The sequence below is a fragment of the Nostoc sp. ChiVER01 genome (assembly GCF_034531155.1).
Lineage (GTDB): Bacteria > Cyanobacteriota > Cyanobacteriia > Cyanobacteriales > Nostocaceae > Nostoc.
In genome coordinates, this window is the sequence record NZ_JAVRBS010000015.1 from 122,494 (window position 1) to 136,008 (window position 13,515).

Consider the following 13,515-nt stretch of genomic DNA (forward strand, 5'->3'; position numbering starts at 1 on the left):
GGTTAGATAGAGATGTTATGTACTTTGTACAAAGTGAGCGTAGGCGTAGCCCAACCTAGACATCGCTATCTCACTTCACAAAATAGCTCACATACTATTGATAACCGGCTGCTTGTAACAGAAACAACTTGGCATAACGTCCTCTTAGCTGTAACAATTCTTCGTGAGTTCCTTGTTCTATAACTTCGCCGTTTTCTATTACTAGAATTTTGTCAGCCATTCGTACTGTTGAGAAGCGATGGGAAATCAAAAGTACCATCTGATTTTTAGTAATAGCGCGAAAATGATTGAAAATCTCAAACTCAGCTTGGGCATCTATTGCTGATGTTGGTTCATCTAACACTAAGATATCTGCTTGCGATCGCATAAAAGCACGAGACAAAGCAATTTTCTGCCACTGTCCCCCAGAAAGTTCCTGTCCTCCCTTAAACCAACGACCAAGTTGAGTCTGAAAGCTTTGGGGTAATTGGTCAATAAAAGATTGCGCCATGCCTTTTTCAGCAGCAGTTTGCCAACGGTTTTTGTTTTCGAGATGTTCTACATCACCGATGCCAATATTCTCGCCCACAGTAAACTGGTAGCGGACAAAGTTCTGAAAAATCACACCAATCCGACGCCGCAGCACATCCACATCCCATTCTTGCAAATCCAAGCCATCTAAGAAAATTCGCCCAGAGTCAGGGGTGTAGAGTCGGGTAAGTAGTTTGATTAAGGTAGTTTTACCGGAACCGTTTTCACCTACAATTGCTAGCTTCTCTCTGGGTTTGAGATGCAGCGAAATGTTTCTCAATGCTGGCTTAGAACTTCCCGGATAAGTAAATGATACGTTTTCAAAACGGATACCATCTTGAGGATTTAAACCAATAGTTGCCTTACCCCAAGATTTTGGTACTTCTTCTTCCAGAAAATCATAGAGATTTGATAGATATAGGTTGTCTTCATACATCCCTCCAATAGAAGTGAGGGCATTGGAAAAAGTAGACTGTCCTTGGCGAAACACAGTGAGATACATTGTCATATCTCCCAAGGAAATCTTACTTTGCACTGTTTCCAGTACAATCCAAGCATAAGCTAGGTAAAAAGCACCAGTACTGACTAAACTTAGGAGATACCCCCAAAATCCTCGCCGGAGAGTTAAATCGCGGTCTTCGCCATAGAGTTGATCGAACAGGTTGCGGTAACGCCCTAGCAACATCTCTCCCAGTTGGTAAAGTTTGACTTCTGTGACAAAATCTTCTCTTGCTAGCAGATTTTCTAAGTAGTGCTGTTGACGAGTTTCTGCCGCACGCCAACTAAACAAGCGAAAGCCTTCTCCAGCAAACTTTGTTTCGGAAATAAATACAGGCATAGCTGCCAAAATTAGCACCACTACCGCCCAACCTGAGAAATTTACTAATAAAATACCGTAAGTGAAAAGGGAAAGAGCATTTTGCACTAACCCAAAGGTGCGGTTTACTAAAGAAAGGGGACGAACTGATGCTTCTCGTCGCGCATTGGTCAATTTGTCATAAAATTCTGAGTCTTCAAACTGCCTAAGATCGAGTGTCAGCGCCTTTTCTAAGATGAGTACATTCACTCGCTGACCCATTAGCGCCCGCAATAATGACTGACAAATGGTGATTCCCCGTTGACTACCTGCTAGTAAAATTACAGCGATCGCTTCTAATCCTACATAAGATAGGGAAGGATAAATATTGACAAAACCATTGTGTGAGTTAGATTGAGATGCAACTACCACTCCATCCACAATTAACTTACTGATGTATGATATCGCCGCCGGTAAAAGACCAGCAACTATTGTTAAACTTGCCAGAAGAATAGTAAGCGATCGGCTAGTAGTCCATACTAAACTTACAGCCCGTCCACTGTACCGGAAAACTGTCAGCGATTGGGGCAGGATATTTCTTTTTTTTTAATCTTCATCTTTATTGCCGCGAGATACCCTAGCTTGGGCGGATCTTCCTGACTCTATTAAATCTTTATTAATTTTACATTTTTCTAAGAATGTTCGCTGAAAACTCCAAAGTTAAAACCTAAAAACTTGTTGGGGTCTTGATTTGGGATAGTCATACCATTTCACCAAAGGATTGATACAAATCACTTTTCTTACCTTCTCCTCAACCCCAAGATGGTTTCATACAAAGAAAGAAAAAACTTTATCGAGTTGGTTCGAGAGGGCACGTTGTGCTTGAGGGATATATCCTAGAGTTGATTGTCATCGTCTGCCTACTCAATAAGAGCTAATACTGGAACAATGGGAGTAATGCTAAACCCACATAATAAACCATGAGTGAACTTCCCAATACTCTTGAAGATGCGATCGCTCAATCTCGTGTAGCTGTCCAAGCTGCGCTTGCAGATGGTTGTACTCGCATACAAGTTGAGTTCCTGTTCCCAGAACTCAAGTTTATGCCGGTAGCGGAACAATTTCTGCCACTGTTTACAGAATATGGTTCCCGTTTGAAGATTTTCTTTGCTGACGCTGGTGCTGCGGCTTTAGCCCGACGCGATTGGGGTGATGCACCATTTCAAATTTTGGATATTGGTACGGGAAGGACTGCTTCTTTGCAAACAAAAATTCAGCCAGAGGATGAAATTTTCTTATTCATCGCGCCCACTTCTGTAGAAGTACCGCAGTTGGAAAAGTTATGTGAAGTCATAGGCGATCGCCCTTTAGTCTTGTTAAATCCCCGCTTAGAAGATGCTGGAACTGTAGGTATTGGTTATACAGCAAGAAAAATCCGCGATCGTTTTCTCAGTACTATTGAATCTGCCTATTACCTTCGCCCTGTAGACGATGAAACCGCCGTGTATCGCTCCTACCCAGGACAATGGGAAGTTTGGCTAGAAACCGACGGCGAATATAAAAGAATTGCCGAATTACCCAAAAGGCCATCGGGTGATGAGTTGGATCTTATCCTTTTAAAGGGACAACCGCAAACAACAGATGGGACACCTGCGAGAAAGCCTAATGTGTTTAAAAGTTTGCAACGGTTTTTAAAAGCGTTGAGTAGTTAGGATAATGCAGAGGTAGCAGGAGAAAAGTTTCTCTTCTGCTGCCTCATTTTGAGTGGTCATTAACTTACAGCATAATCCGTATACTGCTGGATGTAAGGTGGGTGAAATCCAACTACAATATCGTGTTTGGTACTCCCATAGCCACTAATTGCTTACCGATATCCTCTTCTGTACCATTCCACTAAATCCAAATCTTGCCGTTTTTGATATCAAAACGCATTACAGGGCCAAAAACCCTCTGTCTATTTTGCCAGCCAATGTATATTAATTGGTAATGATCTTGCCAAAGAGACGCGATTAATGGCGTCTCTACAACTTTTTTAATTCGCTTGCAACGGCGCATTTAAGACTTTCTCAATGCGATCGCGCGTTTCTAGTAAGTGCGCTTTGGTATATTCATCATCTGAATTAACTCCTTTGAGTTTCTCATCTAGTTGTTTAAGTTTATACCACGCCAAAGTCCGGGCGTCTTCTGGGACATATTCTTTTCGCAATACCATACCCGTCAAAATATCTAGGTATTGCCGTTGCAAGCCTCGCCGCAAACTAGCAATCTTCATTGGTTTACCTTTTGGTTTGATTACTTCTGTCCAGATATCTGATTGCAAAGTGTCAAATAGTTCAGGCAAAGTTAGTGCATTTTCTGGCTTTGTTTTCAGTTCAATATCCTTGAGGCGAGAGAGGCGATCGCCTGAGAGTAAATCTCGCAACACAGAACCTTGCATGAACAACACTAAGTCATGAATTGGAAAATCCAAACGACCAACTTGCGGAGTACTACCCCAATGCCGCCAACGGGAAGGTGCTAATTTATTCAGTAGTTCTGGTGAAAAGCTGAGGGCATCTTCTGCAAATACATACTTTTGCAGTGTTTCTAAAGCCTGTCGTTGTTTTTCAACTGGTACTGGTTCAAATGGTAATCGATGTTGGCTTACTCCAGAGGGTATTTCGCTGGGGTGGATGCGATAGAAAGACTGTCCGCCAATGTATTTTGTAGTGTAATATATCTGCTGAAAATAGTTACCCAATACTGTACTAAAACGTTCGCTCACATCGCTGTAACTATCACCAGCCATAGGGTAACGTTTATCAAGGCGTTCCCACATCACCCGCGAATTATTCAATTGCCACTGCGAATAAAGCAGGACATTGCCACTGTTATCCCAAGCATCAACTGTTGGGTCAAGGTCATACATATCTTCATCTGTAGAATAACTCAACTCTGGCTTATAGGATTGTGCAGCAATTTCTGACAAAATTGGCTTTTCTGCTATGGGAGTTGATGTTTGAATTGGGATGTAGCCATACTTAATCGCCCATTCATCATAAGGCCCCACCATACTGGGAAAATAATCTCCCTGTTTTGTACCTTGAGGGGCAATATTGGGCGGAATATAATCCATCACCGAAGTTGTCAAACCTTTAGTTTTGGTAATTTCCGTATTATTCATCTCGTCGGGTGGTAACATTGTACTACCACGGAAGTTATGACGTAAACCAAGAGTATGTCCAACTTCGTGAGCGATAATCAAACGTAAATATTGATTGATATATTCTTTCACATGGTCTGGAGTGGCCATGGTATCTGGCAGCAGTGACATTGCCAGTGAACCATAGGCAAACTGGTTAGCAGCTTCCATCCCGTAGCATAAATCGTACTCGCCTGCCATTTTCGATAAACGATTTAACAACCCCTGTTGTGTTTGCGTCTGCTGGGGCTTACCATTATCTTTCGCATCTAAACCATTGCTACAAAGTAGACGATTTTGCATCAAAGCTGATAAAGTAGTGCGATTTTCAGTTTGGCTAGGTTGGACGATTTTGTGATACTCACTCTTAAGTTCCCGCACAAAGCTGGCATCTACGAGAATATCCGCATCCAGAATTTCCCCAGTTAATGGGTTAACGCGAGATGGGCCTAATGCAAAATAACCATCGACTGTGTTGATCCAGCGAATGGTGTTGTAGCGAATATCTGCTGGATCCCATGTGGCATCATCTGGCATTTGGCGGACTTCAATTGCATCCTTAAATCCAGCATTGAGAAAGGCTTTGTTCCACATTAAAACGCCTTCTTTGATAGCATCGCGGTACTCTAAGGGAACAGCGTTATCAATCCAAAAGACAATCGGTTTTTTGGGTGGAGAAATTGCTGCTTTCGGGTCTTGTTTTTCCAAATTCCAGCGATTGATGTAGCGGACAAAAGAATCGCCGCGATCGTCTTTGGATAAATCTTGGTAGGCGGTGATGAAATAACCGATGCGATCGTCAGCAAGGCGCGGGCGATAATCTTTATCAGGTAGTTGCGAAAGACTATAGTGAACGCGCAAGGTATAACCACGGTTGTCAGCTAACGATGCAAAGCTTGCTACTTCACTGTCATGATCGCTGCTACCGGAGAAATTTAAAACTGACTCAATTTCTAAGTTTTGGGGAAAAGCTTTAGCAGTACCAAAATAAGATTGATCTGTTGTTGCTGGAACTCCTAAACTTGCAGATAATCCACCTAAATCTGTCAGTAGCAAATCTCCCAAGTCGATAAGAAGAGTTTTGCGTTGTGGATGAATACTTTTAAGGGAAATGCTGTAGAGAACAGAATCACTAAAAGACCGGGTTAGCGATCGCACTTGGGGATCTCCCTCACGAGTGCGAAAATTAACATTGCGGATCACAAAGTTTAATTTATCATCTACCCGTTGGAAATAAAACAAAAAATCTTGTAGAGGCATACCACTGTAAATACCCCGTTCGCCAATACCTGATTCCAGGGTTGCTGTAGCTAGGTAATTTTTATTGAGTTGCTCTGGCTTAATTTCTAAATAAATTTTATTCTTTTCTTTATTACGATATAAAGTAAACAATCCCCCTGACTTTTGAGTGTCTTTGATGACTTCATCAAATGGCTCTAAATCATCCTTTGCTGTTGGGGTTTTGCTAGGTTTAGGCTTTTCTGCGGGTTTTGCAACTTGCAATAATGGTTGCTGTCCTGCTTTTTTAAGGTCTTTCACCACCCAAATAAATGGTTGAGGCTGTGCATGTTTATTTTGATTAACTACCCAAACTTGCCCTGACGGTAGCCTCTTTTCCTGAGCAATATTGATGTTATTTAGCGATAATGCTGAGGTTTTAGTTGAAGGAGTCTCTATTGTTAAGTGACTATTAGATTTCTCTCCACTTCTGGTTGTAACTAAGGTTTCTACAACCCGCACAGCTTTATGATTGCCTGACAATGTATCAATCTTAACAGACGGTGACTTAGCACTAGCCGTTGCTATTCCTAAAAACAAACTATGTAACAAAATAATATAAAAAGTTAAGCTGTTCTTCATCCCCTGTATCCCCGATAGTTATTTCGTAGTTAATTTTTAACTTTTGCAAAGCTATGTAGCCTGCTTTTTGTCGATTCTCTTAGATGCTTTAGATTAAGCTGTTAAGTTAGACTTCAATTTTAGTTGCTCTTTTTACGCAATGTTCATGCTGTTGTACAGTAGAATTTTTCCTAACAATTGCAACTCTCACAAACAGTAAGTATTATTTTTACATCAGACTTGTAAATATTGTGGGAAAAAAGCATAGCAAATTAGCCAAAGGTAGAAAATTACTTGATTTTTGAAATAATTTTTCTGATGATACTTTATTTCATCAGGAGAAGAGGCTTGAGATTACTACGTGTTACTGAGAAGCCGCCTTCCAGGAACACCACGAAGTTGGTGTAAACCATTAGAGAAATTGCCAACCTATAAGATTTTTCGTGTAGTATTTATTGATACTATTAATTTTTGACAATGGCAAGGAAACTAGCATAGATAAATTTTTAATTCAGAATTATCAAAACAGTAATTTAAATGTAACAACGGACACAGAAATGTCAACATATTTATCTCAAGTTTGGCAACTGCTGAGAAATTATGTGAGGGATATAAGGTTAGAAGAGATGCCAAAGACTACATCTGTAAAAACCGAAGCAGTTTTACCTCAAGGAAAAAGTATTAAAGAACCTTATAAAAACGTTAAATTTGCTCAAGATAATTTACAGGAAGATTTATGGTTTCAAAGACTGCAAGAAAGCTTAGAAAAATGGGCAATAACAAAGAGCGGTTTGACTTATAAAATCGGCGATGGGGCATTAGACACATTATCTTCTGGGTTCTGCTTTAGAGTGTGCGATCGCCAGATGCATGAAGAGATTTATGATTTACTGGGCAATGGAGCTTTAAAACCAGAAAGAGTCAACCAACTAATGGAATCGGCTGTTAATGGTCAAAAAATTCGCCCAGAACTGCTTTTTTGGCGGCTAGAAGATTTTTATCATCGCTGGTGTCAGGGAAAATTCATCGATGAGACACCAGATGATAACCTACCTCAGAAAACAATGTTAAAGTTAGCGGCGCAAAATATTGCGATCGGGCTGAGACAGGTTGACATCTATGCAGGGCTAAACGTACTAATTTTACTGTTAGAGTTACACCGCTACGCCCAAGAGCGAGATGAACTCAAACAAAAAATTACTTTCTATGCATCTGCTCAACCAGACACAGACAATTTTTTCACATCCCAGCTGCTACGGATCATCAACTATAGCGATGCCTTGGAAATCGGCAATTTTAGCAGTATAGTCGGGCAATTTCTCAGAGGCGGCAACTTTAAAAGTGCTTATCTAGGCGATGCCAACCTAACTGGTGCAGACTTTAGAGGCGCTGACCTCAGCCTTGCTTATCTTGGCGATGCCAACTTAACTGGCGTAAACTTCAGTGGTGCCAATCTTAGCGGCGCTAACCTCGGCGATGCCAACCTGAGTGGTGCAAACCTAAGCGGTGCAAACCTCACTGGTGCCGACCTCAGCAGCACTAACCTGAGTGGTGCAAACCTTAGTTGTGCCAACCTGAGCCGCGCCGACCTCAACCGCGCCGACCTTAGCAGCACCAACCTCAACCGCGCCGACCTCAACCGCGCCGACCTCAACCGCGCCGACCTCAGCAGCACTAACTTTAGCCATGCCGACTTAAGTAACGCTATCCTTTTCGGTGCAAATCTGAGTGAAGCCAACCTCCGCAGTACTAACCTTAACCATGCTGACCTCTGTCGTGCCGACCTCAGTGGTGCTGATTTGAGTCACGCCATCCTTAACGGTACTAACCTTAGCGACACAATTCTTTTCAGTACCAACCTTAGTGATGCTATCCTCATCGCTGCTGACCTCAGCTATGCCAAACTTAACGGTGCCAAGCTTAACGACGCTAGACTCAACGGTGCAATGTTCTTAGGAGCAGACCTTAGTGGTGTAGACCTGAGTCGGGTAATCCTCAACGAAGCCGATCTTAGTGGGGTGATTCTTAGCGAAGCCGACCTCAGTGGTGCTGACCTCACCGACGCTATCCTGTTCGGTACAGACTTCAGCTATGCCAACCTTAACAATGCTAACCTCAGTGGCAGTAACCTCAGTGGTGCTATCCTCAATGGTGCGGATCTTAGCCACAGTAATCTAAGTTATGCCATTCTCGGTGGGGCTGACCTCAGCGATGCCAACATGGAAAAAATGACCTGGGGTAAAAAGCAGCAGTGGGAAGGTGTGCGGGGATTAGAGACAGCAGTTAATGTGCCGGAGGCGTTGAAGGAAGAACTGGGATTGAATTGAGATGAGAGAGATGAGGGAGAAAGTAAAACCCAAGCTTGAAAACGAACTTCCGAGTTCTAATGTGAAAAGATGGGCATCTCAGCTTGAGTAATGACCAATACTACATCAAAATCAGTTCTAAGTATGCTAAATGTACATCAGAAGCCTATTCCCGCTTGCTAGAGTGTGAGTAGTTCACGTAAAATATAGTGCCATTGTTGCAGCAGTTCTCATGACCTCATCTGCGTCTTTTGACACATTAGAGTCTTTACAGGCGGATATCGCTGAATTGATCGTTCGCTTACCGACATTAAAAAACCGGCAATTTATTCAGCAAGCACTTGCTACTATTGTTCGTCTAGCTGATACCGAAATTGAACGTCTCGATTGGAAAATCTTGTCGGCTGCCTTAGCAGATATGGAACGCGGTTTTCAGCTTTTCTATGATTACCGACACGTTCGCAAAGTCACTATCTTTGGTTCCGCGCGTCTAGCGCCAGATACACCAGAATACGAAATGGCCGTTGAATTTGGTCGTGCTGTTTCTCAATTAGGATTTATGGTGATGACCGGCGGTGGCGGTGGAATCATGCAGGCGGGTCATGAAGGGGCTGGGCGAGAAAATTCTTTTGGATTAAATATTCAGTTACCCTTTGAACAGGAAGCGAACCCTTTTATAGAAGGTGATCCTAAGCTAGTTCACTTCAAATATTTCTTTACCCGCAAGCTGTTTCTCCTTAAAGAAAGTGATGCTGTAGCCTTGTTTCCGGGAGGCTTTGGCACTCAAGATGAAGCTTTTGAATGCATGACATTAAGCCAGACTGGCAAATTTGGCCCTGTACCTCTAGTTTTAATTGATCGCCCTGGTGGTGATTACTGGCGGTCTTGGAGCGAATATGTTGATAAGCAACTAGTGCAAAATGGTCTTGTCAGTCCTGAAGACCCCAGTCTTTACACGGTGACAGATAACGTGGATGTGGCTTGTGATGCCGTTACACGTTTTTACCAGGTTTATCACTCTTCTCGATATGTTGGTGGAAAGTTAGTCATCCGCTTGAAGACAGATATATCAGATGCTCAGGTAGAGCAACTCAATGCTAATTTCAGCGACATTATTATTCAAGGACGGATTGAAAAAAGTCAGGCATTACCTCAAGAAGCACAAGATGAAACTGTTGAACTACCTCGACTCATTTTGTACTTCAATCAACGTGACTTGGGGCGCTTGTATCAGATGATTGCCACAATTAACCGGATGGGTACTCCTTCACCAGAGGATGCAGCACATCCAGAAAGAAAGTAAATATTAATTAATTCGTAATTCGTAATTCGTAATTCGTAATTATATTTGCGGACTTATTCTCTCCAAAACGCTAAGAGCGAACGTTCTGCGCTAACGTAATTTTCGGATTTGAGTCCCGTACTAAATTCTAAAATCGTTGGTCTATAATTAGTCGGGGTATGAATCCTTAACTAATTCAATTACGGGCGTTACTGAATTCAGATATGAAAATGATTTTGGATGATTTCAAAACTTTTGTAGAGACTAGCAATTGCAACCTCTATACACCCAGATTCATACATTTAATCAGCAATGCCCAATTACGAATTACGTTATCGAGTATTCCAGCGTCATTACGAATTACGAATTATTTTTATGAGATGCGATCGCTTTATACCTATCCATAAAATTTTCTTATAACTAAACTAATTCATATCATTGCCTCAGCTAGAGATTTTTTATTTACATGCGGCTATCTTTATGAGGAATGGGCATTTTGGCATTGTTAAAGGAGCCGCGAAAACAATACGATTCACCCCACTTACAGATGAGAGAAACAGCAGTTATTATGACTCAATACTGATTCTTGCAAAAAAGCTTGTATATTAGCACAGTAAACACTGTGTCACATCTTAACAGAGGAATAAAATATGCTGGAATTATTGGGTTCAGGTTTGGTGTCGCTCTGGCTAGAGATGGCCGGGGTACAAATCAAACCTCTAGATGCCTTAGACGCTTTGACTTGGCAAAGTAGCCCTGGCTTAGTTCTTGCCCCCGATCCTAATCCAACTGGGGCTACTACGGTGCAGGAATATCTGAAACAGCTAATAACATCGAAACTGATAGCGCAAAATCTGGCCCAAAGTCAGGGAATTTGGATGCAGTCGGGGCCGATGCTGATGGCAAATCACCAAGGTACAACACCTCTGCCAGCTGCCTCTTTAACCAAAATTGCTACTTCATTAGTTGCTTTGAAAACCTGGGGGCCAGATTACCAATTTGATACCTTAATCAGTGCCACTGGCCCAGTGGTAAATGGGGTTGTGCAAGGCGATTTGGTGATTACTGGTGGTGGCGATCCGATGTTTGTTTGGGAAGAAGCGATCGCTCTTGGTAATACTCTCAATAAAATGGGCATCAAGCAGGTAAAAGGAAATTTGATTATTAATGGCAGGTTTGCCATGAATTTCCAACGTCAGCCGATGTTAGCAGGTTTGATGCTCAAGCAAACACTAAATCGTGCGACTTGGGGCCGCCCCGCTATCTATATACACTCAATCATGCCCAAGGGAACGCCCAAGCCTCAAGTTGTTATTGCTGGTGCGGTGAAGGTTGAGGCGCAACCAAACCCCCGACAGATTTTGTTACTGCGTCATCGTTCATTGCCTTTGAAGCAACTGCTCAAGGAAATGAATATTTACAGTAACAACGATATGGCAGAGATGCTGGCAGACTCAGTAGGAGGAGCAGCTGTAGTACAGTCAACTGCTGCTAACCTTGCTAGAGTGCCACAAGTGGAAATTCAGTTAATCAATGGTTCTGGACTAGGGCCGGAAAATCGCATTTCCCCTAGAGCTGTTTGTGCCATGCTAATGGCTATTCAAGTTGAGGCATCGGCTCATCAATTGAATCTCGCTGACTTATTTCCTATGTCTGGATTTGATCATCGGGGGACAGTACACTCCAGACACATTCCTCTTGCTACTGTGATCAAAACTGGTACTCTCCGGGATGTGAGCGCCTTAGCGGGAGTGATGCCTACACGCGATCGCGGTTTGGTTTGGTTTGCTATTATCAACCGGGGGACAAATGTCTGGGGTTTGCGGACTGGACAAGATCAACTGTTGCAAAGTGTTGTAAAACAATTACAACTACCTCTAACCGTTCCTGTTGCCCTTACTCCTCATTCAGCCATCAACTCTTTACCCCAGCTAGGCGCAGATAGTCGCAATGAAATTTTATTCAAAAGTTAGTTCATCTATACTTTACCGTTAAAACAGAGAGTAAGCCTGTCTGATTCGCAATCCAAAAGTTTTATTGATGGGTAAAAACCGAACTTGTAAAGGGTAAATGTCCATAATAGCTTTTGGGTTAAATTTTCTATTAAGTTGAGTACAGGTAGTTCGCAAAATGCCCTAACCCCATTATTGGGGAGAGCAGGCGAAACCTGAAGTAAAAGCCAACGTCAATTTTGTAAAAATAACTGTAAATAGATTTGTCACGACTAAGCAACAATTAAGCTTATAAATCAGGTTGTGATTATGCGATTTCTCAAATTACCCAGGTCTTTACGCCAACTCAGTACTCATGTTTTAGCGATCGCGCTAGGAGTTCTGCTAACCGTTAGCACATTGCAAGTGTTGCCTTCCCAAGCCGAACCAGCACCTATAGTAACTACTGGAGATACTTCACAACTGATTGCCCAACGGCAATCACCAGCCACTGGTGTGATCGGTAGCAGTAGCTTTGTCACAGCAGCAGTGAATCGTGTAGGTTCAGCAGTTGTTCGGATTGATACTGAGCGGACAATTACTCGTCGGGTTGATCCATTTATGGAAGACCCTTTTTTCCGTCGTTTTTTTGGTGACGGTTTCTCCCAACAGGTTCCTTCTGAGCAGTTACGCGGATTAGGTTCAGGTTTCATTATTGACAAGAGCGGGTTAGTTATGACTAATGCTCATGTGGTCGATAAGGCTGATAAAGTAACAGTCCGACTCAAAGATGGTCGCACTTTTGAAGGGAAAGTTCAAGGTATTGATGAAGTCACAGATTTGGCAGTAGTCAAAATTAATGCTGGTAGCGATTTACCAGTCGCGCCCTTGGGTTCTTCTAATAATGTCCAAGTAGGAGACTGGGCGATCGCAGTTGGTAATCCTTTGGGATTTGATAATACCGTTACTTTAGGAATTGTCAGTACTCTGAAACGTTCCAGCGCCCAAGTTGGCATTAGTGACAAACGCTTAGATTTCATTCAGACAGACGCTGCCATTAACCCTGGTAACTCTGGTGGGCCGTTATTGAATGGCCAAGGTGAAGTGATTGGCATTAACACAGCCATTCGCCCTGATGCGATGGGTATTGGGTTTGCGATTCCTATTGATAAAGCTAAAGCGATCGCAGGACAATTGCAACGTGATGGGAAAGTTGCTCACCCCTATCTGGGCGTGCAAATGCTAACTTTGACACCTGATATTGCCAAGCAAAATAACACCGATCCCAATTCTCCTATTCAAATACCAGAAATTAATGGTGTTTTTGTAATGCGAGTTGTCCCCAATTCTCCAGCTGCATCTGCGGGTATCCGGCGCGGGGATGTAATTCTTCAAGTTGATGGTAAAGCTATTACCAGTGCTGAACAATTGCAGAATGTTGTGGAAGACAGTCGTCTTGGTCAAGTATTACAGGTGAAAGTGCAACGAGGTAATCAGACACAGCAACTTTCAGTCCGCACAGCCGAGTTGCAAAATGCTTCTTCTTAGAAGGGCAATATAGCCGATTTTAATAGTGTGGAATAGTAGGGGCACAGCAATGCTGTGCCCAAAGCGCGTGTAGTCTATAAAGGTTTTTAACCCACGGAGGTGGGTAAAGTCTCGTGTAGCCG

The 13,515-nt window shown here is 42.6% G+C and carries 9 protein-coding genes; 5 read left to right on the plus strand and 4 right to left on the minus strand.

Translation table 11 applies throughout. The features are described from left to right. Nucleotides 1-94: 94 nt before the first annotated feature. Complete coding sequence (locus tag RMY00_RS20165) at nt 95-1,900, minus strand: ABC transporter ATP-binding protein (RefSeq protein ID WP_322649300.1); 1,806 nt, start codon at nt 1,898-1,900, stop codon at nt 95-97. Nucleotides 1,901-2,286: 386 nt separating this feature from the next. On the opposite strand from RMY00_RS20165, the gene RMY00_RS20170 reads away from it, so the two are divergent. Next, entirely contained in the window at nt 2,287-3,018 is a 732-nt protein-coding gene (locus tag RMY00_RS20170; RefSeq protein WP_322649238.1) for a DUF1995 family protein, read from the plus strand. Nucleotides 3,019-3,077: 59 nt separating this feature from the next. Here RMY00_RS20170 and RMY00_RS36215 read toward each other — a convergent pair whose 3' ends face one another. The 3 genes from RMY00_RS36215 to RMY00_RS20180 are packed head-to-tail and all read right to left on the minus strand — an operon-like array spanning nt 3,078 to nt 6,347. Continuing rightward, nucleotides 3,078-3,167, minus strand: coding sequence for an element excision factor XisI family protein (locus tag RMY00_RS36215; protein ID WP_416212084.1), 90 nt, complete (start codon nt 3,165-3,167; stop codon nt 3,078-3,080). 32 nt (nt 3,168-3,199) lie between these two features. Then, nucleotides 3,200-3,361, minus strand: a complete 162-nt coding sequence (locus tag RMY00_RS20175; RefSeq protein WP_322649239.1) for an element excision factor XisI family protein — start codon at nt 3,359-3,361, stop codon at nt 3,200-3,202. Beyond that, nucleotides 3,339-6,347: a zinc-dependent metalloprotease gene (locus tag RMY00_RS20180; protein ID WP_322649240.1), complete on the minus strand. Its 3,009-nt coding sequence runs from the start codon at nt 6,345-6,347 to the stop codon at nt 3,339-3,341. The genes RMY00_RS20175 and RMY00_RS20180 overlap by 23 nt, the downstream gene beginning before the upstream one ends. A gap of 536 nt (nt 6,348-6,883) precedes the next feature. Here RMY00_RS20180 and RMY00_RS20185 point away from each other — a divergent pair. From RMY00_RS20185 to RMY00_RS20200, 4 genes are all read left to right on the plus strand, one after another. After that, nucleotides 6,884-8,653, plus strand: coding sequence for a pentapeptide repeat-containing protein (locus RMY00_RS20185; RefSeq protein ID WP_322649241.1), 1,770 nt, complete (start codon nt 6,884-6,886; stop codon nt 8,651-8,653). 211 nt (nt 8,654-8,864) lie between these two features. After that, entirely contained in the window at nt 8,865-9,935 is a 1,071-nt protein-coding gene (locus tag RMY00_RS20190) for a TIGR00730 family Rossman fold protein (RefSeq protein ID WP_322649242.1), read from the plus strand. 629 nt (nt 9,936-10,564) lie between these two features. After that, nucleotides 10,565-11,887 (plus strand): D-alanyl-D-alanine carboxypeptidase, encoded by a 1,323-nt coding sequence (locus tag RMY00_RS20195; RefSeq protein ID WP_322649243.1) that lies wholly within the window; start codon nt 10,565-10,567, stop codon nt 11,885-11,887. A 288-nt stretch (nt 11,888-12,175) separates the two neighbouring features. After that, the gene (locus tag RMY00_RS20200; protein WP_322649244.1) at nt 12,176-13,393 is read left to right on the plus strand and encodes an HhoA/HhoB/HtrA family serine endopeptidase; all 1,218 of its coding nucleotides are present in this window, start codon (nt 12,176-12,178) and stop codon (nt 13,391-13,393) included. Nucleotides 13,394-13,515: the final 122 nt, after the last annotated feature.